The 22,771-nt window shown below is 72.5% G+C and carries 17 protein-coding genes; 10 read left to right on the forward strand and 7 right to left on the reverse strand.

Annotated elements, in window-relative coordinates:
• The 3 genes from OG900_23880 to OG900_23890 all read right to left on the reverse strand — a co-directional run bounded on the left by OG900_23880 (nucleotide 1) and on the right by OG900_23890 (nucleotide 3,028).
• Nucleotides 1-1,101 carry an NAD-dependent epimerase/dehydratase family protein gene (locus tag OG900_23880; GenBank protein WUH92844.1) on the reverse strand — a complete coding sequence of 367 codons (1,101 nt, stop codon included), beginning with the start codon at nucleotides 1,099-1,101 and terminating at the stop codon, nucleotides 1-3.
• A gap of 71 nt (nucleotides 1,102-1,172) precedes the next feature.
• The gene (locus tag OG900_23885) at nucleotides 1,173-1,742 is read right to left on the reverse strand and encodes a hypothetical protein (GenBank protein WUH92845.1); all 570 of its coding nucleotides are present in this window, start codon (nucleotides 1,740-1,742) and stop codon (nucleotides 1,173-1,175) included.
• A complete protein-coding gene (locus OG900_23890) occupies nucleotides 1,739-3,028 on the reverse strand; it encodes a molybdopterin-dependent oxidoreductase (protein WUH92846.1) in 1,290 nt (429 codons plus the stop codon). Before OG900_23890 ends, OG900_23885 begins: the two co-directional genes overlap by 4 nt.
• 359 nt (nucleotides 3,029-3,387) lie before the next feature.
• Between OG900_23890 and OG900_23895 the strand changes: the two genes are divergently transcribed.
• The 10 genes from OG900_23895 to OG900_23940 all read left to right on the forward strand — a co-directional run bounded on the left by OG900_23895 (nucleotide 3,388) and on the right by OG900_23940 (nucleotide 18,004).
• Nucleotides 3,388-4,224 (forward strand): ABC transporter ATP-binding protein, encoded by an 837-nt coding sequence (locus OG900_23895; protein WUH92847.1) that lies wholly within the window; start codon nucleotides 3,388-3,390, stop codon nucleotides 4,222-4,224.
• Nucleotides 4,225-4,241: 17 nt separating this feature from the next.
• Nucleotides 4,242-5,099: an ABC transporter permease gene (locus tag OG900_23900; protein WUH92848.1), complete on the forward strand. Its 858-nt coding sequence runs from the start codon at nucleotides 4,242-4,244 to the stop codon at nucleotides 5,097-5,099.
• A gap of 99 nt (nucleotides 5,100-5,198) precedes the next feature.
• The gene (locus tag OG900_23905) at nucleotides 5,199-6,314 is read left to right on the forward strand and encodes an ABC transporter substrate-binding protein (protein ID WUH92849.1); all 1,116 of its coding nucleotides are present in this window, start codon (nucleotides 5,199-5,201) and stop codon (nucleotides 6,312-6,314) included.
• Between the two features lie 63 nt (nucleotides 6,315-6,377).
• Nucleotides 6,378-7,439 carry an LLM class flavin-dependent oxidoreductase gene (locus tag OG900_23910; GenBank protein WUH92850.1) on the forward strand — a complete coding sequence of 354 codons (1,062 nt, stop codon included), beginning with the start codon at nucleotides 6,378-6,380 and terminating at the stop codon, nucleotides 7,437-7,439.
• A 221-nt stretch (nucleotides 7,440-7,660) separates the two neighbouring features.
• Nucleotides 7,661-9,142 carry a hypothetical protein gene (locus tag OG900_23915; protein ID WUH92851.1) on the forward strand — a complete coding sequence of 494 codons (1,482 nt, stop codon included), beginning with the start codon at nucleotides 7,661-7,663 and terminating at the stop codon, nucleotides 9,140-9,142.
• 10 nt (nucleotides 9,143-9,152) lie between these two features.
• Nucleotides 9,153-13,427 carry a WD40 repeat domain-containing protein gene (locus OG900_23920; protein ID WUH92852.1) on the forward strand — a complete coding sequence of 1,425 codons (4,275 nt, stop codon included), beginning with the start codon at nucleotides 9,153-9,155 and terminating at the stop codon, nucleotides 13,425-13,427.
• A 72-nt stretch (nucleotides 13,428-13,499) separates the two neighbouring features.
• Nucleotides 13,500-15,179 (forward strand): ATP-binding protein, encoded by a 1,680-nt coding sequence (locus OG900_23925; protein ID WUH92853.1) that lies wholly within the window; start codon nucleotides 13,500-13,502, stop codon nucleotides 15,177-15,179.
• A 286-nt stretch (nucleotides 15,180-15,465) separates the two neighbouring features.
• Nucleotides 15,466-16,275: an alpha/beta hydrolase gene (locus tag OG900_23930; GenBank protein ID WUH95895.1), complete on the forward strand. Its 810-nt coding sequence runs from the start codon at nucleotides 15,466-15,468 to the stop codon at nucleotides 16,273-16,275.
• 86 nt (nucleotides 16,276-16,361) lie between these two features.
• Nucleotides 16,362-17,648 carry a SpoIIE family protein phosphatase gene (locus OG900_23935; GenBank protein WUH92854.1) on the forward strand — a complete coding sequence of 429 codons (1,287 nt, stop codon included), beginning with the start codon at nucleotides 16,362-16,364 and terminating at the stop codon, nucleotides 17,646-17,648.
• The gene (locus OG900_23940; GenBank protein ID WUH92855.1) at nucleotides 17,648-18,004 is read left to right on the forward strand and encodes an STAS domain-containing protein; all 357 of its coding nucleotides are present in this window, start codon (nucleotides 17,648-17,650) and stop codon (nucleotides 18,002-18,004) included. Before OG900_23935 ends, OG900_23940 begins: the two co-directional genes overlap by 1 nt.
• Nucleotides 18,005-18,095: 91 nt before the next feature.
• Here OG900_23940 and OG900_23945 read toward each other — a convergent pair whose 3' ends face one another.
• From OG900_23945 to OG900_23960, 4 genes are all read right to left on the reverse strand, one after another.
• Nucleotides 18,096-18,266, reverse strand: a complete 171-nt coding sequence (locus OG900_23945; protein ID WUH92856.1) for a DUF5670 family protein — start codon at nucleotides 18,264-18,266, stop codon at nucleotides 18,096-18,098.
• 149 nt (nucleotides 18,267-18,415) lie between these two features.
• Complete coding sequence (locus OG900_23950; protein ID WUH92857.1) at nucleotides 18,416-20,398, reverse strand: phospholipase C, phosphocholine-specific; 1,983 nt, start codon at nucleotides 20,396-20,398, stop codon at nucleotides 18,416-18,418.
• Between the two features lie 62 nt (nucleotides 20,399-20,460).
• Nucleotides 20,461-22,203: a hypothetical protein gene (locus OG900_23955; GenBank protein ID WUH92858.1), complete on the reverse strand. Its 1,743-nt coding sequence runs from the start codon at nucleotides 22,201-22,203 to the stop codon at nucleotides 20,461-20,463.
• Nucleotides 22,204-22,444: 241 nt separating this feature from the next.
• Nucleotides 22,445-22,765, reverse strand: a complete 321-nt coding sequence (locus OG900_23960; GenBank protein ID WUH92859.1) for a multidrug efflux SMR transporter — start codon at nucleotides 22,763-22,765, stop codon at nucleotides 22,445-22,447.
• Nucleotides 22,766-22,771 lie beyond the last annotated feature (6 nt).

Below are 22,771 nucleotides of genomic sequence, written 5' to 3' on the forward strand. Positions count from 1 at the left end.
TCAACTCCCTTCCAGGCGCGGGCCGCTCAGGGCCGGACGCGGGTCGGGACCGCGCGCCGGCCGCAGCGGGGCGCGGGCGAAGCCGGCCACCCCCGCGCCGAACGTGATCCGCGGCCGCCAGCCGAGTTCGGCGCGCAGCCGCTCGGAGGACGCTGTGATGTGCCGGACGTCGCCGAGGCGGTATTCGCCGGTGACCACCGGCGCGGGACCGCCGTACGCGTCGGCCAGTGCCGTCGCCATCTCCCCGACGGTGTGCGGGGTTCCGCTGCCGGTGTTGTAGGCACGGAAGCTCCCGGCCGCCCTGCCGGACGACGCGGCCAGCGCCAGCACGTTCGCCGCAGCCACGTCCCCTACGTGGACGAAGTCCCTTCGCTGGCCTCCGTCTTCGAAGACCCGCGGCGCCTCGCCGCGGGCCAGCGAGGAGCGGAAGAACGACGCCACCCCGGCGTACGGGGTGTCGCGCGGCATCCCGGGCCCGTACACGTTGTGGTAACGCAGCGCCACCGCCCGGCCGTCCACCGCCCGCGCCCACGCCGCCGCCAGATGCTCCTGCGCGAGCTTGGTGGCGGCGTACACGTTGCGCGGATCGGCGGGCGCCTCCTCGTCGACCAGCCCCGGGGCCAACCGCGCCCCGCAGCGCGGGCAGCGCGGTTCGAACCGGCCGGCGGCCAGGTCGGCGGCGGCCCGGGGGCCGGGCGCCACCTGGCCGTGCCGCCCGCAGTCGTAGCGCCCCTCGCCGTACACGACCATGGACCCGGCGAGGACCAGGTCGCGTACGCCCGCCTCGGCCATGGCCGCCAGCAGCGTGGCCGTGCCCAGATCGTTGCAGGCCACGTAGTCAGGGGCGTCGGCGAAGTCCTTGCCGAGGCCCACCATGGCCGCCTGGTGGCACACCGCGTCGACACCGCGGAGCGCCGCCGTCACCGCCGCGGGGTCCCTGACGTCGGCGTGGATCCAGGGCGCCTCGGAGAGCGTCGGCGGCACGGCGTGCGCCGAGGGCAGCAGGGCGTCCAGGACGACCGGCTCGTGGCCGTCGGCGGCGAGGGCGGCGACGATGTGCGAGCCGATGAAGCCCGCGCCGCCGGTGACGAGTACGCGCATGCGGCGACCCTAGGCGCCGATGACCCTGGGTAGGCGTGTTCCGGCCGCGCCACCATCAGTTCGTAAGGACTTCACCCTGCCGACCGCCCCCCGGCCCGGCTCCGGCCCGCCCGGCGCCGCCGCAACCGGCCCGCGGCGAACAGGATGCCGGACAGGGCGAAGAAGGCCGCGGTGAGCAGCAGCCAGCGGGTCAGGAAGACGTCCGCGGCCAGTCCGGTGGCCGAGGTGTAGGACCGGCTGCGGCTCCGGGAGATGAGCGGCCAGTACACCAGGAGCGCCAGCAGCGAGAGGAACGCGGGGACCCTGATGTGGTTGACGAGCGCGGCGCGCGGCGCGGGCGCCGATCCGGGCGCGGTTCGGCCTCTCGCCCCCAGGATCTTGTGCAGCGCCCAGTCGGCACCGCCGTACACCGGGACCAGCACCAGGTCGTGGAGCAACGCCGCCAGCACGATCCACCTCGCCACACCGAACCAGTCGCGGTCCAGGAGCCGGACGGCGGCGTAACCGCACACGGCGAAGGAGGCGAGAAGGACCACCAGGTGGGGCGGGGAGTCCCCGTAGCGCCGCCGGAAGCGTGCCGTGAGCGTCCGGTCCCTGAGCCGGGGGGCTCGGCCGTCGGCGGGTTCGGGCGGCGGTGTCATGCCGGCCTCGTGAAGGTGGTCGCCCCGAAGCTGAGCCGGCCGACCCATTTGGTGTTCATCACGCCCGGCGCGGCGGGGACGATGACGCGGGCCGGGTAGCCGTGGTCGTGGGAGAGCGCCGCACCGTTGACGCGCAGGGCCAGCAGCGAACGCGGGTCGCGAACCTGGTTGTCGCGCAGCGCCACCGCCCGGAAGGAGCCAGCGAGTTGGACCGACTCCACGAACACCCCCGGCGGACGGTCGCCGTAGCCGACCAGCTTCGCCAGGTCGAGCAGCCGGACGCCCTCCCACTCCTGGTTCTCGGTGGACCAGCCCTCCACACAGGCGATCGGCAACGTGGAGCGGTGTCGGGCCAGTCGGTGCAGCTGCGGCAGCGTCAGCGTCGTCTGCCTGCCCCCGCCCCGCACCACGAGCCGCCAGTCGGCGCCGACGTCCTCGGGCCTGATGCGGGCCAGGGCCGCGGTCTTGTTGATCGGGAAGCCGTTGGGTCCGCTGCCCGGGTTCCGGCCGTGCGGGGCGAGCAGGGCGGTCTCCCGCAGCGGTCCGCCGAGGCTCTGCCCTGCCGTCACCGCGAACAGCGTCACCGAGCCGAGCCCCACCATGCCCAGCGCGCCGCGCCGGGACATCGTGGGCTGCGCAGGGTGGGACGACACGAGCCCGCTGCCGTCGGCCGGTTCTGGCCTTGTCCGCGCGGTCGGTGTCCGCAGCTCGGCTCGGAAGTCCCGGCTGCGCAGCGACCGCAGGACGAGCGGCAGGCGGAGCGCCACGTGCGCCAGGAGCGCCCCGAAGAACACCCAGGCGCCGTAGAAGTGCAGCGGGTAGAACGAGCCGGGGAAGACGTAGTCCAGCTGGATGTTGAGCAGACCGGTGAGGAATTCGAACAGCCCGCCGCCGACCAGCAGCAGCAGCGACAGCCGCTCCAGCGCCTGGGCCGCCGAGCGCACCGGCGGGAATACGAACAGCTTGGGCACGACCGACCAGAGCTTGGCCAGCAGCACCGGCACCAGGACGACGCCCAAGGTGACGTGCACGCCCTGGTTGACCCGGTACAGCCAGTACGGATGGGTCGGCCAGGCGAAGAGGTAGAAGCCCAGCAGGCCCTTGTCCGGCGTCTTGTCGTTCACCGGCGACAGCCCGGGATTGTAGGCCGCGTACGACAGCAGGCCGGTGACGAAGAGCAGGGGGACACCGGCCAGCAGCACGAGGCCGAACACCGAGGTCAGCCATGGACCACGGAGCGGGCTGCGCCACGGCCCGTTGGCGGATCGGCGCTGGGTGACTCTCATGGCGGGGGACACTAGGGCGGCTCGCGCGGGTTTCGGCCGCCTGGACCCATGACGGAAGTCTGACGTCACCGAGCGCGAGCGGCCCCGCGTCCCGGCCGAGCGGCTCCGGTCCGGCGTCTGCGCCTGCGGCGGGGACCCGCACCACCGGCCCTGCGTCGACGTCGAATGACACGCGGGAGGGAACGCCCGGTCGGTCTGTGCTGCGACCGTGCGTAACCGGCGGCGGTGGTGGGCAGAAACACACGATGGCTACGGTCGGGGACCTCAAGCGGATTTCCGCGTGGCAGTCGGCCGAACCCGCCACGCACGCTCTCCGACTTCCGGGATCGGGCCTACGCGCCCGCGACATGGAGGGGAGCGTGAAGGTGCCAGGAGCGCCTGCACTTGAGTTACGGTCCGTGCGCCGGGCCTACGGGGTCGGGCCCTCCGCGACGGTTGCCCTCGACGGTGTCGACCTGGTGGTGCGGCCCGGCCGGTTCGTGAGCCTCATCGGGCCCAGCGGCTGCGGCAAGTCGACCCTGCTGCGGCTCGTCGCCGGGCTCGAACGGCCCGACCGCGGCGACGTCCGGGTGCACGGGGTCACGCCGGCCGAGGCGTGCGCCGCGAAGATGATCGGTCTCGTGCCGCAGAGCCCGGCCCTGCTGCCGTGGATGTCCGTACTCCGGAATGTCACACTGCCGCAGAAGATCAACCGCGGCGCCGCCAGGCGCCGCGAGCGCATCCCCGGCTTCACCGGGCGGGAGACCGCGCCGGACACCGCCTCCATGCGGGAACTCCTCGTCAAGGCGGGTCTCGGCGAGGCCGTGCACAAGCTTCCGGCCCAGCTGTCCGGCGGTATGAGGCAGCGCGTCGCGATCGTACGCGCCTTCGGACTGCGACCCGACGTGCTCGTCATGGACGAGCCCTTCTCGGCCCTGGACGAATTCACCCGCGAGAGCCTCCAGGACCAACTGCTCAGTCTGTGGGACGAGTTGAAGACGACGGTGCTGTTCGTCACCCACTCCGTGACCGAGGCCGTCCGGCTCTCCGACGCCGTGGTCGTGATGGCCCCGGGGCCCGGCCGCATCGTGGAGACCATCGAGGTCGAGCTGCCCCGGCCGCGCGGTGAACGCCTCTTCGGGGAGCGCCGCTTCCACGCGTACGAGGACCTGGTCAGAGAGCGGCTGCGCCGCGCCTGGCACAGCGACGCCGCCTGAGTGGGGGGTTCGAGGACATGTCCGTAGCCGAGGAAAGCGGCACAGCGGAGTCCGAGGCGCGGCCGCCGGCCGAGCCGTCGCGATCCGGTCCCGGCCGACCGCGGTGGTCCCTGCCGGCCTGGCTCCGGCCCGCCATGTGGCTGCCCCTCGTGGTGATGCTGGCGGTTCTCGCGGTCCTCTGGCAGTGGGGGGCCAGGAGGCTGCCGTACCTGCTGCCGCCGCTGCCGGACGTCGGCAGGTCGCTCACCGGGAATCCCGGCTACTACGTCCACAACGCCCTGGTCACCCTCGGCGAGGCGACCGCCGGGCTCGGGCTGGGGTTCGCCACCGCCTTCGTCCTCGCGGTGCTGACCAGCGAACTCCCCCTGGTACGGCGGGCGGTGATGCCGATCGCCGTCGTGCTCAACGTCACCCCGATCGTGGCGACAGCTCCCGCCCTGGTCGTCGCCTTCGGCTTCGGGCCGATGCCCAAGCTGATCATCACCGGCCTGATCTGCTTCTTCCCCATCCTCATCAACACCGCGGCCGGTCTGCGGTCCGTGCCGCAGGAGGTGCTCCAGGTGTACCGGACGATCGACGCCGGCCGCGTGGAACTGCTGTGGCACCTGCGCGTGCCCAACGCGCTGCCCTTCGTCTTCGCCGCGCTGCGCATCGTCTTCCCGCTGTCGATCATCGGCGCCGTGGTGGCCGAGATGTCGGCGTCGGGGTCGACCCGCGGCCTCGGCACGGCGATCAGCGTGGCCTCCTCCATGAACCAGCTGCCGGTGGTCTACGCGTCGATCCTCGTCCTCGCGCTCATGGGCGTGACCCTCCTGCTCGCGGTCACGCTGGTCGAGCGCCGGGCTCTGCACTGGCACGACAGCACCCAGGACTGATCCGTTGCCGCCGCGCGCATGGCCCACGCGGGCCGGGCGCTCGGCGATCCATGCCCGCGCCCGCGCCGCCTCCGGCGCCTCGCCCTTCTGGAGTCATCCATGCAGCATCGCCTGATCAGAGCAGGGTTCGCAGGCCTCGCCGCCGTCGTGCTGACCGCCGGCGTCGCCGGATGCGACTCGGGTTCGAGCGGCAAGTCCGCGGCGGGCTCGGAGGGTTCGGCGATCTCCGCCGAGCGCTGCGCCGAGAACAAGGCCGCGGGCAGGATCACGTATCTGTCCGGCTACCAGTACCAGTCGTCGGTGTCGATCCTCGAATACGTCGCCGCCGCCGAACTCGGCTACTTCAAGGACCTCTGCCTCGACGTCGCCCTCAAGCCCGGCACCGGCGACACGGCGCAGAACACCAAGCTGCTGGCCGGCGGGAAGGCGACGGTGTCCGCCGTCGCGGAACAGGACGTCATCCAGGCCCAGGCCAACGGCATCGACATCACGGGCATCTCCTCGTACTCGAACGCGGGCCTCGACATCCTGATGACGAACAAGGACATCACCGCACTCACGCAGCTCGACGGCAAGGTGGTCGGCCACAAGGGCTACGTGCCCGCGGCCGTCGAGGCGATGCTCGTCAAGGCCGGGGTCAGGTGGGACTCGCTCACCCTGGTCAAGGAGGGATACGACCCCTCCGTCCTGCCCCGCGAGCAGGGCGGCCTCGAAGCGCTGACCGGATTCGTCTCCAACGAGCCCAACCAGCTCAAGGCGGCCGGCAAGGACGTCACCGTGTGGCAGCCCGTCGACTACGGCATCCCCAGCTCGATCGGCGCGATGGCCGTGAACCCGGCCTTCGCCAAGGCGCATCCGCACGCGGTCCAGGACGTCCTGCGCGCGGCGCTGCACGCCTACGACTACTGCTCGTCCGGCCAGGAGCACATCACCGAGTGCGTCGGCTACGCGGCGAAGCTGTCGGGCCCCACGTACGACAAGGCGCTGAACGCGACCATCTGGAAGACCGAGACGCGGGTCGTCAAGGACAACCCGACCCCAGGACAGCCGCTGGGCGGCATCGACCCCGCCAACGTCGCGAAACTCGTCGACATGCTCCACCAGTTCGGGATCGTGCCGGCCGGCGTGACCGCCGCCAAGGCCGAGGGGTGGTTCGACACCTCGTTCGCCAGCAGTGTCCACGCCGCCGGCAAGCTCGTCTGGCCTGCCCCGTAGCCGTGCCGGCGCGGGGCGGCCGCGCCGAGCCGGTGCCCGGAATCCCACGGAAAGGCCCACAACGTGTCAGCGAAAGAGTACGGAATCTTCCTGCCCGTCGGGAACGGCGGATGGATGGTGTCCACGACGGCGCCGCACCCCGAGGCGAGTTACGCGTGGAACAAGCGCGCGGCCCTGCGCGCGGAGAGCATCGGCCTCGACTTCATCATGTCGATGGCGAAGTGGCGGGGCTTCGGCGGGACCACCGACCACTGGGGGCGCTCGCTGGAGTCGATGACGCTGATGTCGGCGCTCGCCGAGGCCACCACCCGGGTCAAGATCTGGGCCACCCTGCACGCGAACGTGCACAACCCCGCCATCGCGGCGAAGATGCTCACCACCCTCCAGGACGTCTCCGGCGGCCGGGCCGGCCTGAACATCGTCAACGGCTCCTATGCGGAGGAGTTCGAGCAGTTCGGCCTCTGGGACGCCGAGTTGAGCCACCAGGACCGCTACCGGATGACGGAGCTGTGGACGGAGGCGGTCCGCCGGCTGTGGACCGAACCCTCGGTCACGATGCGCACGCCCTACTTCGACCTCGTCGACTGCGAGTCCCGCCCGCATCCGGCGAGCCGCCCGACCATCATCAGCGCGGGCAAGTCCGAGGACGCGCGCCGCTTCCAGGCCCGGCACGCCGACGGTGCCTTCCTCGCCGCCGAGAGCCTCGACGAGATGCGGGCGCTCTCGGCGGACGTCCACGCGAGGGCGAAGGCGCACGACCGCGTCTGCAAGACCTATTCGATGCTCACCGTGGTCCAGGACGAGACCGACGCGCTGGCCGCGGAGAAGGTGAGGGAGTGGGGCGCGGGACTCGACCGCGAGGCGCTCGCCGACATGCGCCGGGCCTGGGGCGTGCCCGAGGACCAGGCCCGCGCGTGGGCCGAGGGCGCCGAGGGCGAGGCGGCGTTCCAGACCGCGTACGTGGCCGGTTCGGCCGCGACGGTCACCGAGCACATCGGGTACATCGTGCGCGAGGCCGATCTGGACGGACTCATGCTGATCTTCCCGGAGTACGACGAGGACATGCTGCTGTTCGGCCGGACCGTCCTGCCCGCGCTGCGCGCCCGCGACGAGGCGGCGGTCTGATGACCGACCTGTGCGCGGCGCTCGGCCGTCCGACGACGGGCCAGTCCGTCGGATGGCGTCCTGGGCGGCGGCGTGGACGACGTCGCGCTGCACGTCGACCACGACGGGTGCGGGCCTGCTGTCCGGCCGTACGAGGCGGGCGAGTTGTCCGGGGAGCCGGCCGTGCCCGCAGCCGCACCGGCGCCCGGTAGTGTGCTGGGGCATGGGAAGTGGGGGGACAAATGACGGAACGCCCGGGTGTCGGACGATTATGGGGTGGCAGCCCGCCGCCGCGCTCCGACGTCACGTACGACGCCGTCGTCGTCGTACCGGGGCTCATGGGGAGTGAGCTGCGCGACGCCGAGGACGGCCGGTTGTTGTGGGGCATCAGCCCACGCCTGCTGGAGCAGATGTGGCAGAACCCCCTGACGCTCCAGGATCTGCACCTCACGCCCCGGGAGCGCGCCGGGTCCTACGGGCGTGTGCGCGCGACAGCACTGCTCAGGGTGCCGTCCTGGGCGCCGATCTTCCAGGGCTTCGAGCCCTACGCCGCCCTGTGCCGGACGGTGGGGGACGCGGTGGCTGATCCACGTGCCCTCCTCGCGTTTCCCTACGACTGGCGCCTTCCGGTGGAGTACAACGGGGGGCTGCTCGCGCAGGCGGCCCGTCGCCATCTGGAGGCCTGGACCGCCGCGGCCGCGTCCGAACCGGCCCTGCGCAGGCTGTGGGACCGGCCTCCACGGCTGGTCTTCGTGGCGCACTCCATGGGCGGGCTGGTCACCTTGGCGGCCCTGGAACGGCACCGCGACCTCCTGCCGGACACGCGTACGGTCATCACCCTCGGCACACCCTTCCTGGGCTCGGCCAAGGCCGCCGTGGTGCTGAACGGCGACCGGGGCAGCCGGATCCCGCGGCGGGTCGTGCGGCGTCTGCAAGCCCTGGCCGCGACGCTTCCGGGGGTGCACGAACTTCTGCCGGACTTCCGCTGTGTCGACCGGGGGCTGGAGGCCGGCCGCCTGGACCCGCCGACGGTGGAGGCCATCGGTGGCGACAGGGAACTCGCGTCCGCCGTGCAGGCACGCCAGACAAGGATGCGCTCGCCCGGCGCCGCGGCGCTGCCCGACCACCGCGCGGTCGTCGGGGTGGGGCAGGAGACCGTGCAGGGCATCCGCGTCGACGGGGCGGTGGTCACGCCCCGGTTCGAGGCGTTCCTCACCCACTCCGACGGGCACCTGCGGCGGGACGCCCACGGTGTCCCCGAACGCCGTGACCGGCAAGGCGACGGCACCGTCTACCGGGATGCGGCACACCGTGGCGCGGCCGGCCCCGTCTACCTGCCCGTGCAGCACGGAGCCCTCGCGGGGAACGAGACGGTGCTCAGGTACGTCCACGCCGTTCTCACCGAGTACGACGACCGCGTCGGCCCGCCGATGGGGTCCGGCGAGTTGGGCGTGGTGGTACCTGACGAAGGCGTCACCGCCGGGGACCCGTGGGAGGTACGGGTCACCGGCCGGACCGAGGCCGCGGGTGCGAGCTGCGTCCTCACGGACGCGGACACCGGGCGCCAGGTCGCGAGGGGCCGGCTGAGTGCCCGTGACGACGGACTGCGCGCAACCCTTGCCGCGCCCGCTCCGGGGCTGTTCCGGGTGTCCGTCACAGCCGGCGGGGTCGCGCCGGTGACGCAGCTGGTCATGGCTCACGGCCCCGGGGAAGCCGCGGGCTGAGGTACTGAACGTGGCTCTTGACGAATTACCCCGGTTCGGGCTGGAATTCTTCCCCGTCGACATCGGCGGCTACCGGCACCATGACGATCTCGACACCGCCGCCGAAGTCAGATCCGTGGCGGAGGCGCTCGCCTCCTTCGGGCCTGAGACCGCTCCGTGGGAGGTTCCGGAGACCGAACGGGACGCCGGGGCGGTGGAGGACCGCCTGAGTCGCTGGGCACACCCGGCACGTCCCTCCGACACCTTCCTGTACTGGGCCGGCCACGGCGAGAGCAACGACGACCGCGCGCTGCTCGCCCACGCGGCCAGCCCGCGCCCGCTCCTGCACAGCGGTGTCGCGCCCGAGCAGATCCTGGCCTATCTCACGGCACGCCAGGCCCACATCGACAGCCGAGACCACTGGGCGATCGTCGTCATCGACGCCTGCCGCTCCGACCGCTTCGTGGAACTGCTCAGCGCCGCGGCCCATTTGGCCGCGGACCGGCCGCACAACTTCCTGCTCGTGTCCACCTCCCACCGGTCCACCGCCGACCTCGGCTCGTTCAGCCGTGCCCTGGACGCCGTCCTCAACCGGACCTTCGCGGCCGACAGCGCCATCGACCTGCGCGATCTCGCGACGGAACTCGGCCGCAACCTCCGCGACTGCCCGGTGGTGCCCCACGTGTCGACCGGGCGGGCGATGCTGCGCCGCACCGTGCCCGCGGCGGCCGGGGCGATCACCACGACCCTGGACCTCCTCGCCGAGATCCAGGCCGTCATCGACCAGCTGCCGGCCGACGAGCAGCGGCACTTCATTCCCAAGGCGGCGGGCGCCGACCTGGGCGAGCAGTCATGGCACTTCGAGGGCCGCGAGAACGAGCGGGACGCGATCCTGGACTGGCTGAACACCGCCGATCGGGGCCTGCTCACCGTCACCGGTGCGGCCGGCGCGGGGAAGTCGGCACTGCTGGGGCACGTACTCCTGCTGTCCAGGCCCCGACTACGTGAACTGCTGCTGCGCGGCGGCCACCTGAGTCCGCTTCCCCCCGGCGCGCGCTGCCCGGACGACCCCTTCGACGCGGTGCTCCACCTCTCCGGCGCCACGGCGCAGCAGGCCGTCGCCCGCCTTGCCGAGGCCGCCGGATGCGGCAGCCCGCCGAGCGAACTCTCCGTCAGCGAGCGGATCGACTGGCTCGTGGACAGCGTGTCCCGCCGGACCACCCCCTTCACGATGCTGCTCGACGCACTCGACGAAGCCGCCGACCCGCTGCTGCTGGCGGACAGGCTGATCCGTCCGCTCACGGCCCTGCCCCGGGTCCGCGCGATCGTCGGTACGCGCGGGTCCACCCTGGAGGGCCCCGACCTTCCCGCTCCCACCGACCGGAACATCCTCGACGCGCTGTCGCCGCCCGCCGTGAAGGACCGGGGGACGGTCACGCGGCTGGTGGTCGCCCGCGACCCCCACGCCATGTCCCGCTACATCCGCCGCAGGCTGACGCATGCCGTGCAGCGGAACGTCGTGTTCCTCCATCCCTCGCAGATCGAACGAGCGGCCATCGACCTCGGGCACAGCGGGCAGGAATTCCTGCACGCCCGCCTGGCGGTGCACGAGATCCTCCACGATCCGGCGCAGGCGGACGCTCTCGGGTTCCTGCAGACGAGCACCCACCGCGACCTGTTCGCGCGTGCCGTCGACCGGCTCACGAACCGCTCGACCGCCTTCGGTCCGCTGCTCCGGGCGCTCGCCTTCTCACAAGGCCGCGGCCTGCCCATCCGCGACGGGGTCTGGGCGACCGCGGCAAGCGCGCTGAGCCCCGGGGCGGCACCCGTCTCCGACGCGTCCATCCACGCGCTCACCGCTGCCGCGGCGCCCTACCTGGTCCTGGACACGGAGGCGGGGCAGACGGTCTACCGTCTCGCGCACCGCACCTTCACCGAGTTCTTCGCCACGGAATCAGCCGATGTCCGCGACGTGCACAAGGCCGTCGCCGAGGCGCTCACCGAGCGCGCGGACGGGGAACCCGTCGGCATGGTGCTCAATCCCTATCTCGTCGATCACCTCGCGGCGCACATCGCCTTGGCCGGCCAGGACGCGTGGGAGCACGTGGCACGCCACCCGCGTGTGCTGGACCGCGTCGACATCGTCTCGCTGGTGGCCGAATTCATGATGCGCGCCTTCGGGCGGATCGAAGTCCCCCCGGCTGTCGCGGGGGCGATCGCCACCCAGCACAATGCCGCCACCGCGCGGGCCGACGACCGGACCGGACTGCGGGAACTGGGAACGGCACGCACGTCGGGCGCTTTTCACGCGCCTGCTGCCCGTCATGGCGATGCCGAGGCCACGTGGGGTGTGCGGTGGGCGCATCTCGCCCCGCAGCCCCTCCATCTCACCCTGCACGGCCATGAGGGCGGAGTGTGGGCGATCGCGCCGTTCGACTCGCCGAACGGGCGGCTGCTGCTCGCCACGGCGGCCGACGACTTCACCGTTCGCGTCTGGGACCCCCTCACCGGGCAGGCGATCGGACGGCCGATGGTCCACCACGCCCTGGTGGGGACGGTGGTGCCGTTCACCGCGGTGGACGGCCGGCCGCTGCTCGCCACGGCCGGCGAAGCCGAGGTGGTGGAGATATGGGATCCCCTCACCGGCCGACGCACCGCGGAACATGCGACGGGCCACAGTGGTTTCGTGACCTCCATGGCCGCCTTCACCACGGCGGAGGGCCGCTGCCTGCTCGTGACAGGGGGCGACGACCGGACCGTCCGTGTCCGGGACCCGCTCACCGGAGAGGCCGTCGGGGATCCGCTCACCGGCCACGGGGCCGGCGTGCTGTCGATGGCGGTGTTCACCTCTCCGGACGGCAGGCCGCTGCTCGCCACCGGCAGCAGCGACGGCGAAGTCAGACTGTGGGACGTGCTGGAGGGCGCACAGATCGGGAAGCCGCTGACCGGCCACGGGCACCGGGTCTGGGCGGTGGCCGCGTTCCGCGGCCCGGACGGTCTGTTCCTGATCGCCAGCGGGAGCCAGGACCACACCGTGCGGATCTGGGACCCGCTCACCGGAGAGGCCGTCGGGGATCCGCTCACCGGCCATGGGGCCGGCGTGCTGTCGCTGGCGGTGTTCACCGCGTCGGACGGCAGCGCCCTGCTGGCAACCGGCGGCAGCAACGGCCAGGTCCATGTCGGGCCTCCGGTCGGCGGCCGGGATGCCGGCTGGCCGTTGACCGGCCGGCTGGGAACGACGGGCGCGATGGCCGCATTCACCGCCCCGGACGGCCGTCCCCTGCTGGCCACGGGCAGTGAGGACCGGACGGTCCGCGTGTGGGACCCGCAGGTCGGCGAGCCGGTCCGGGAGGCGACCGCGGGCAAGGCGACCAACGTCCTGTCCATGCTCGCCTTCACCGGGCAGGACGGCCGCTCCCTGCTGGTCACCGGGGAGAACGCCGGGGATGTGCGGATACGGGACCCGAGGACGGGCCACACCGCGGGTGAGGCCCTGACCGTCATATCCGGCTCGGCCGGGGCGATGGCGGCGTTCACCGATCCCGGCGGCCGGCCCTTGCTCGCGATCGCTGTGACCGGCCGTACGGTGGAGGTGCGCGACGCGCTCAGCGGGCAGGCCGTCGGCCGGCCCTTGAACACGGACGGTCCTCAGGTGATATCACTGGCGGCGTGTACAGCCCCCAGCGGCCGCCCGCTGCTCGCGGCCGGGACGAGCAGCGGCGAGGTGCGGGTGTGGGACGCCCTCACCGGTCTTGCCGTCGGACAGCCGCTGACCGGCCATCACGACTGGGTCCGGGCGATGATCACGCTGACCGCCCCCGACGGTCGGAGGCTGCTGGCCACCACCGGCAACGACGCCACTGTGCGCGTCTGGGACCTCAAGACAGGTCAGGCCGTCGGGCCTGCGATGGCCGGCCACAGCGCGTGGGTCCGGGCCGTCGTCTCCTTCGCCGGACCTGACGGCCGGCTTCTCCTGGCCACCGCGGGAAACGACAGCACCGTGCGGATCTGGGACCCGCTGGCCGCCCGAGCGGTCGGGCAGCCGCTGAGGGGGCACAGCGGTTCCGTGACCGCCATGGTGACTCTCGCCGGAGCGCGGGGCGGCGTCCTGCTCGCCACGGGGGGCACGGACACCACGGTGCGGGTGTGGGACCACCGATCCGCCACCTCCCGCGTCCTGCCGCTGGGCGTGACGGCCCGCGCCATGGCCGCCGTCGACGACGGTCTCGCGGTGGCCGGACCCGAGGGGCTCGTGGTGGTCCGGTGGCACGACCTCCAGGCGTTCTCGTCCACCGGCGTCCCCTGACGCGGATGACGAGGAGACGCAGGACACCGACCGGCTCACGGAGATGGTCCCACCCAGGATGCGAGGAGCACTGTGGCGACGCTGAACGGCCATGGCGTGGACAGCCACGACTTCGAGACGCTCACGGCTTACGACGGAGCGCTGGCGGACTTCGCCGAGGGCCTCAAACGGCTCCACCTCGAATTCGGCGCGCCTCCCGCGAGCCAGATCGCCTCGGCGTCCGCTGAGCCGAAGCTCACGGTGGCCGACATCGACGAGGCCTTCTCGGGAACCTTCCTGCCCTCGTTGGACGTCGTCATGGAATTCGTCAGGGTCCTGACCGGTGCCCCTGGGCTGTACGAGGGTGTCGCGCCACTCCTCGCCGCCCAGCCGGAGCGGTCGGGGGAATGGAAGGACCGCTGGCGGGAGGTGAACAGCCGGCAGCGCGACGCACAGGACGCGTTGCGGCGCATACGGTACGCCACCAAGGACATCGTCGCGGCGGCAGTCGCCGAGGCCGAGTCGGTGCGCGGACAGGCGCACGAGCACGCCATGGAGGTGCGGCACCGTGCGGCGGTCGAGGCCGAGCGTGCGATCGACCACGCCCGCCGGACCGCGGCCGCCGTGCAGCAGCAGGCGGCCGAACTGTGGTCCTCTGTCGAGACCGAGTTCGAGAGCCTGCCCACGCGGACCTGCGGGGGATCGCCGGAGGGACTGCACAGCGCGGGAGAGCGGATACGGGGCCTCGTGCGGACCGCGGACGACATGCTGTCCGACGCGGAGGCGAAGGCCAGGCTGATCATCGAGGAATCGCGGGCCCACCGGATATGGCCTCCCGAGGCGGGCGGTGCGAGCGCCCTGCGCCAGTTGCAGGACGCCGCGGAGGACCTCGCCAGGCGGAGGCTCCCGGAGATCGTCGCCCTGCTGTCCCAGCCCGACCACCCGGGTATGGACCTGGCGGCCGAGTCCCTGGGCACCTTCTCCGAGCCCGAGGTGGACCAGGTGGCCCGCGCCTTCGACGAGGTCTACCGGGAGGCGGTCCGGCTGGCCGCCGAGCAGGCGCTGCTGCGCGGCAGTGTCAACGCGATGGTCGCCAGCCTCGCGCGCCGCAGCCAGGGCCTCATCCAGCGCCAGCTGTCGCTGATCTCCGAGCTGGAGTCCCGCGAGGCCGACCCGGACCAGCTGTCGTCGCTGTTCAGGCTGGACCACCTGGTGACCCGTATGCGCCGCAACGGTGAGAACCTGCTGGTCCTCGCCGGTGAGGAGCCGGGCCGCCGGTGGACCCGCCCGGTGCCGCTGGTCGACGTGCTGCGCGCCGCGGCCTCCGAGGTGGAGCAGTACGAGCGCATCGAGGTGACCTCGGTGCCGTCGGCCGAGGTCACCGGCCGTATCGTCAACGATTTCGTCCACCTGCTCGCCGAGCTGCTGGAGAACGCGACGTCGTTCTCCTCGCCGCAGACCAAGGTGCGGGTCACCGGTCACGCGCTGCCGGACGGCCGGGTGCTCATCGAGATCCACGACACCGGTATCGGCCTGTCGCCCGAGGACCTGGCCGACGTCAACGAGCGGCTGGCCAACCCGCCGACCGTCGACGTCGCGGTGTCCCGCCGCATGGGCCTGTTCGTGGTCGGCCGGCTGTCCCTGCGGCACGGCATCCGCATCCAGCTCCGCCCGTCGGACTCCGGCGGTACGACCGCCCTGGTCATGCTGCCGGTCGACTGCGTCGCCCTCCGCCTGAGCGGCGTCCGGCCGGGTGGACCGTCCGGGCGGTGACTGCGTCGGACCGAACCGTCGGTGATACGACGGGTCTCCGCGACGGGCATGCCGCGGAGGGGGTCGCGGAATTCTCCCCGGGCGGATGGATTATCCGTAATCGGTGGGTGGCACATTTCGTCCGGCGTGCCGGCGCGGATTCGGCGGACGGGCGGTGAGAGCGGCGGCAGGCCTCGGATTTCCCGGGTGGCGAAAACACCCGGAGCTTCGGCGGCGGGTCCATTGGGGGATATCTTTTTGTCGGCTGATCGGCCGGTGCCGTGCCGGAGGTGGGACCATGTGGGATATGGACGCGGTCGGCAGGAACAACGTGGCGGTCACCGGGCGGCGCGACGGGCCGGTGGTCATGTTGGCGCACGGCTTCGGCTGCGATCAGAACATGTGGCGCCTGGTGCTGCCGGAGCTGGCCGAGCGGTTTCGGGTGGTGCTCTTCGACTACGTCGGGTCGGGGCGCTCCGATCCGACGGCCTGGGACCGGGAGCGCTACTCCTCGCTGGAGGGTTACGCGGACGACGTGCTGGACATATGCGGCGAGCTGGATCTGACCGACGTGGTCTTCGTCGGGCACTCGGTCAGTGCGATGGTCGGGGTCCTGGCCGCGGAGCGGGAGCCGCAGCGGTTCGCCAAGCTGGTGATGGTCGCGCCCTCGCCCCGCTACATCGACGACCCGGCCACCGGCTACACCGGCGGCTTCACCGAGGCCGACATCGACGAGCTGCTCGAATCGCTGGACTCGAACTATCTGGGCTGGTCAGCGGCCATGGCCCCGGTGATCATGGCCAATCCGGAGCGTCCCGAGCTGGGGGAGGAGCTGACCAACAGCTTCTGCGCGACCGACCCGGTGATGGCCGCGGTCTTCGCGCACACGACCTTCCTGTCCGACTCGCGGGCGGAGCTGGCGGCGGTGAGCGTGCCCACGCTGGTCCTGGAGTGCGCGCAGGACGTGATAGCCCCTCGGGAGGTGGGCGCGTACGTGCACGCGGTCGTCCCGGGCAGCAGGCTGGTCACGCTGGACGCCACCGGGCACTGCCCGCAGCTGAGCGCCCCCGACGCCACCGCGCGGGAGATCGTGGCTTTCGCCGGGCCACCCCGGTGAGGTGCGGGACCTCCGGCGACGACGCGGAAGGGGCCACCGGCACAGGCAGAGGCGCAGGCCGAGGCACCGGCACCGGGAAGGAGACCGTGGACGACGCGGAGCGCGCGCAGTTCTCGGCGCTGCTTGAGGACAGTGCCGAGGATCTGTACGAGCACGCGCCGTGCGGCTACCTGTCCACGATGCTGGACGGGCAGATCGCCAAGGCCAACGCCACCCTGCTGGGGTGGCTCGGCTACACCCGCAGCCAGCTGGTGGGGCGCAGGCGCTTCGCCGACCTGCTCACCGTGGGCGGCAAGCTCTACCACGAGACGCACTTCGCACCGCTGCTGGCCATGCAGGGCCAGCTCTCCGGTATCGCCCTGGAACTGCGGTGCGCCGACGGCAGCCGCCTGCCGGTGCTGGTCACCTCCTCCGTCAAGGCCGGCAGCGACGGGCAGCCGCTGCTGATCCGCACCACGGTCTTCGACGCCCGCGACCGCCGTGCCTACGAGAAGGAGCTGCTGCGCGCCAGGAAGCAGGCCGAGCAGGCCGGGGGCGAGGCCGAGCAGGCCCGTGCCGAGGCGGAGGCCGCCCACCAGGGCGTCGAGGCCGAGCGGGCCCGCCTCCAGCGGGTCGTCACCATCCTGCAGAAGAGTCTGCTCCCGCCGGCGCTGCCGCGGATGCCGGGCATGGACGCGGCGGCGTACTACCACCCCGCGTCCGTCGACGTCATCGGCGGGGACTTCTACGACCTCTTCCCCCTCGACCGGGGGCGCTGGGGCTTCTTCCTCGGCGACGTCTGCGGCAAGGGGCCCGAGGCCGCCGCGGTCACCTCGCTGATCCGCTACACCCTGCGTGCCGCGTTCCTCATCGACAGCGACCCCGTCCACACGCTGACCACGCTCAACGCGGCGCTGCACGAGAGCTACAGCGGCAGCGACCCCCGCTACTGCACCGTGGTCGCGGGCATCCTCACCCCCGGCGGCAGAAGCGGCGCCGTCACGGTGCAGCTGGCCGGCGGCGGCCATCCGCCCGCGCTGCTGCTGCGCGCCGACGGCACCGCGGACTTCCTGCCGACTCCCGGCGGCATGCTCCTCGGCGTCCTGGCCGATCCCCACCTCGCCTCCGCCACCACTTCTCTGCGTCCTGGGGACACGATGCTGCTCTACACCGACGGGCTGACCGAGGCCCGCACCCGAGGCGGTCCCCGCTACAGCGAGGAGGACCTGCACACCTTCGTCGACGGCCTGGCGCCTGCCGGCGCGCATGCGACGGTCGCCGCCGTGACCCGCCTGCTGGCCGGTTTCGGCGACGGCCTGGACGACGACACCGCGCTGCTCGCCCTCGGCGTCCCCGCACCCGGGCCCGCGGCCACGAGTCCGGGCGCCGCGTGATGACGGCCGCGATGATCCTCACCAGCGAGCAGATTCCCACCGGTCCGCTGCTGACCGTGGCCGGCGACCTCGACTACGACAGCGCCGCGAGATTCCGCGCCGCCGTGGACGCCCTCGCCCTGCAGGCCGGGCAGCTGCTGACCGTCGACCTGTCAGGCCTGGGCTTCTGCGACTCCAGCGGCATCACGGCCCTGATCAGCGCGCGCAACCGCGCCCGCGCCCACAGCGCGGACGTCGCGCTGGCCGGCGTGCCGCCGGCCACCGCCCGCGTCCTGCGCGTCCTCGGCCTGGACCAGGTCTTCCGCGTCGTCCCCGCCCCGGCCGCGGACCCCGTCCCCGACCCCGATCCGGCGTGACTGTCGCGGCGGTCCGCTGATCCGGCGCAAAGAGGAGGAGGGTGTCGCCCCCTGAGTGGGCGACACCCTCCGATGAATTGTGTGTTCACCGCTACCAGCGGTACCAGCGGCCCCTGCCACCGCTGGAGTGGGTGCCGCGCATGACGAATCCGAGCAGCCACAGCACAAGCACAATGACGGCAATCCACCACAGCAGATGAAGCGCGAATCCCGCACCGAAGAGAAGAAGTGCGAGCAGAAGAACAACGAGCAACGGTCCCATGATTATCAGCCTCCGAGGAGCCGTATGCCCCTGGAAGACACCTGCATGCGACGCGTGTGCGAAAAGAAAGCGCGTGCCCGCCGCCGGTGGAGGGACCGGCCGCGCCCCGGGTCGCGTGGTCCGCGGCCCGGGGCTTTCGGCGGGTGCCGTCAGAGCTGGTGGACCGTGCCGGCGTAGCGGCGGACGAAGCGGGTGCCGGTGGACGCGGTGAGGGTGACGTCGTAGCGGCCGCCGTCGGTCTGCCAGGCCACCTTGGTCCGCGAGCGCGGCTTGAGCTGTACGGTCCTGGTCTCGTCGCGGAAGTCGTTCGCGGTGAGGGCGAAGGTCAGCTCGGTGTCGCCGTCGTTGACCAGGCGCAGTTCGAGCGCGGCGTGCTCGGGGCGGCCGCCGGCCCGCAGGCCGGCGTCGGCCGACGGGAGGGCCACGTCGGTCTGGCCCTCGGGGACGACCGTGCCGGAGAAGCGGCTGACGAAGCCGTCGGCGCCGTAGACCGAGAAGTCGTAGCGCCCGTCGGTGGCCGCGGTGTCCCACACGTAGGTGCGGTGCGCGTGCGGCTGGACGAGGAAGGGCGTGCCGCTGAAGGGGTGCGCGATGTTGGGCAGCACGGTGAAGACGTACGCCGCCTCGCCCTCGTTGGCCATCGTGCAGGTGACCTTGCCGGTGCGGCGGTCCACCGCGACGTCCGCGAACGGGCGGTAGGGCAGGTTGCGGTGCGGGCGGTCGCCCGGCTCCTGCGACGGCATGGCCTGCTTGCCGTCGGCGGGGGCCTGCACCGAGGGCAGGCTGTGCTGCGCGGTCGCCCGCGCCTTCAGCTCGTCGGTGTCCGGCAGCTTCGGGATGCTGAAGTCGGGGCGGGTGAAGTCGAAGCAGGTGGTGAGGTCGCCGCAGACCTCCCGCCGCCAGGCCGAGATGTTGGGCTCGCGCACCCCGGTCACCTGCTCCAGGAAGCGCAGCACCGACGTGTGGTCGAAGACCTGGGAGTTGACCCAGCCGCCGCGCGACCAGGGAGAGCACACCCACATCGGCACCCGGCTGCCCAGGCCGATCGGCACGCCGTCCACGAACTCGTCCTTCGTGCCCGGCTCGGCGTACGGCGGCACGACGTGGTCGAAGAAGCCGTCGTTCTCGTCGTACATGACCAGGAAGACGGTGTTCTTCCACACCTCGGGGTTGGCCATCAGCGACTGGAGCGCCTCGTTGACCCACCACGCGCCCCAGTCCGGGCCCGCGCTCGGGTGCTCGCAGTAGTTGAAGGGCGCCACCAGCCAGGAGACGGTGGGCAGCGCGTTGTTGCGGCAGTCCGCGTCGAAGGCCGTCAGGTCGTACTTCGTCATCGCGTTGACGAACAGCGGCGAGTCCTTCGGCGCCTTCGCGAACTGCTGGAAGTACGACAGGGCGTTGTCGTCGTAGTCGCCGTGCTCGTTGTCCGATCCGTCCGGGTTGTGGTAGACGCGCCAGCTGACGCCGGCCTGCTGGAGCCGCTCGGCGTAGGTCGTCCAGTCGCCGACCGGGTTCTCGGTGACGATCGTGTTGTCGGTGAAGGGGCCGGTGGTGCCGTCCGTGCCGGGGCCCGGCGTGCCCGTCCACAGGTAGAGGCGGTTGGGGTCGGTCGGGCCGTTCAGCGACGTGAAGTACTGGTCGCAGACGGTGAAGGCGTCCGCCATGGCGTACTGGAAGGGGATGTCCTGCCGGGTGAAGTAGCCCATGGTGTAGCGGCCCTTGGCGCCCACCCAGCCGTTCTGGGCGCCGTTGTTGACCGCCTGGTGGCCCGACGACCAGCCATGGTCGAGGCCGCCGAAGTCCTGCGCCTTGAAGGCGGTGGTGTCGAAGCGGAACGGCAGGGAGTAGCCCTCGGCGCGCGCGCTGTCGGGCTGCTGGAAGACGGAGTCGCCGTTGGGGAAGACCACGCCCTGCTTGTCGTCGAAGCCGCGGACGCCGCCTAGCGCGCCCAGGTAGTGGTCGAAGCTGCGGTTCTCCTGCATCAGGACGACGACGTGCTTCACGTCGTGGACGCTGCCGTCGTGGCGGGGGGACGCCTCGGCGGTGGCGGTCGTGCCGGGCAGGCCGGCCGCGGCGGTCGCGCCGGCCGCGGCGGCGGCGCCGACGAAGTGGCGGCGGCTGATCGGGGTCATGGGTGCGAGTCCTTTGGTCGGGCGGTGCGGTCGGTCGGTGCGGGCGGGGTCGGCCCGCGGGGTCAGTGGGCGGGGCGCAGCGCGAAGGTGACGACCGCGGCGGCGTGGTCCGAGGGCCAGCCGTTGGCGGCGGTCCCCGGTACCGGCTGCGGCCAGCCGGTCGTGAGGTTGTGCGCCTCGACGACCTTCAGCGCACCGGCGTACTGGACCTGGTCGATACGGTCCTGCGGCTCCGCGCCGCCGCCGTCGCGCACCGGGCGCACCGGCGACCAGGTGGCGCCCGGGGTCTTGGACGGGTTCGGGTCGGCCTTGCGGAAGGCGTCGGTGAGGCCCGCCTTCTCCAGCGCCTCGGTGACCGGCCAGGCCACCGCGCCGACTCCGGCGTGCGCGGCGGAGGTCCGCCGCGTCCAGTCCAGGTGCGAGGGGGAGGCCAGGCCGGCCGCGAGGATCACCGGGGTGTGCGAGGCGAGGTCGTGCCGCATCGCGGCGGCCAGCGCACGCGCCTGCCGGTAGCGCGCGGTGCCCTGCTCGGCGGCCACCAGCTGGGCCGCGGTCGTGTGCGAGGTGGCGGCGTAGGGGCCGTAGTCCGCCTCGTCGAGCTGCGCGACCCACAGCCGCACGGTGGTGCGGCCGGGCAGCTGGAGGGTGGCCGACAGGGCGGGCAGGTCCGCGGTCGGCTCGGTCACGTCGGCCAGCGGGTGGCGGCTGACGACGCCGAGGCTGCCGGCGCTCTGGTGGACGTACCAGCCCAGCGCGTCGCCGAGCGCCTGGGCCGCGGCGCCGCCGGTCTCCTGGAGCGCGACCACGTCGAAGCCCTGGGTGAGCACCAGCCGGGCCTGCTTCTCCAGCGGTCCTTCGACGTGCGCGCCGGCGTCCCACAGGTTCAGCGAGGCGACCTTGAGCCTGAGGTCGTCGTCCGCGGCGCGGACGGGCACCTGCACCGTCACGGTGTCCTTGCCGCCGGCGCTGTCCTGCACGCCGACGACGATCCGGCCCGGGGCGCGGGGGGCCCGCGCGGGCGCCTTGGCGGTGACGGTGCCGTCCCCTGCCACCACCAGCCAGGAGTCGCCGGAGATCCGGCGGTAGGCGGGGGCGCCCGGCCTGTTGCCTTCGGGGCGGATCCACAGCTTCCCGAGCGGCACCCGGACGGTCTCGCCCGCGGTCGCCGGGACGGTCACCGCGTCCACCGCCTCGTGCGGGGGCTGCACGGGGGTGAAGGCGAAGGGGGCGGTCTTCGCGAGGACCGGGTAGAGGTCGTCGTAGAGCAGGTAGGCGGTGTAGGGGCCGCCCTTGAGGCCGGAGGTGTCCAGGGTGAGGGTGCCGGCGGCGGCGGCGGAGTAGGCCCACACCAGGGCGCTGCCGGTGCCGGGCTGCCGGTCCCCGTCGTAGACGCCGATCCAGTTCTTGGCGTTGGGGGTGGCGGTGGTCCAGGTGAAGGTGAGCTTCTCGCCCTCGTGCGGCGCGAGGCTGCTCGCGGTGAGGCTGTCGGACCCCGCGAAGGTGACGGGCGCGGCCTTGGCGAGGACCTGGTTGCCGTCGTTGAGCAGCAGATACGCCTGGTAGGGGCCGCCGGCCAGGGCGTGGGTGTCGACGGTGGTGCTGCCGGACGCCGCGTTCGCGACGTAGGTCCACACCCACGCGCTGCCGTTGCCGGGGGAGGAGGCCGGACCGAAGAGGCCGATCCAGTTCTTGGCGCCGGGCTGGTCGGTGGTCCAGTCGAAGGTCAGCTTGTCGCCCACGTGCGGTGCAGCGGGTGAGGCCAGGACGAGGCTGCTGGAGGCCGCGTCGGCGGGCAGGGGTGGCATGGGTGGCGGGATCCTCTCCGTCCGCCGGCCGCACGGCGGGCGATGCCTCCGCGTGCCCGGCGTGGGTCAGTTGGCTATACAACTTCGACCCAGTAAGCGCTCCGCCGGGAAATGTTCTGTGAACCGCGCATGGCCGAGGACCTGTCGGTGGCCTGAATTCGCGCCTCCGCCGCCGCCCCCCGGACACGCGTCGGCCCCCGGGCGGCGTCCGGGGGCCGGGTCGGGCCGGGGCGTTACGTGCTCAGTGGGCGCCGTGGATGTTCAGCACCACGACGCCCGCGATGACCAGGGCGATCCCCGCCCACTGGAGCCACCCCAGCGACTCGCCGAAAGCCGCGGCCCCGATGGCGGCCACCGCGGCGGTGCCGACGCCCGACCAGACCGCGTACGCCAGCGACACCGGGATACGGACGAGGGCGCGGCCGAGCAGCGCGAACGACAGCAGGTAGCCGACCGCCACCGCGACCGTGGGCCAGAGCCGGGTGTATCCGTCGGTGAGTTTCAGACAGCTGGTGGCGCAGACCTCGGCGGCGATGGCGAGCGCGAGCAGCACGTAGGGCACGGTGAC

It is taken from the genome of Streptomyces sp. NBC_00433 (assembly GCA_036015235.1).
GTDB lineage: Bacteria > Actinomycetota > Actinomycetes > Streptomycetales > Streptomycetaceae > Actinacidiphila.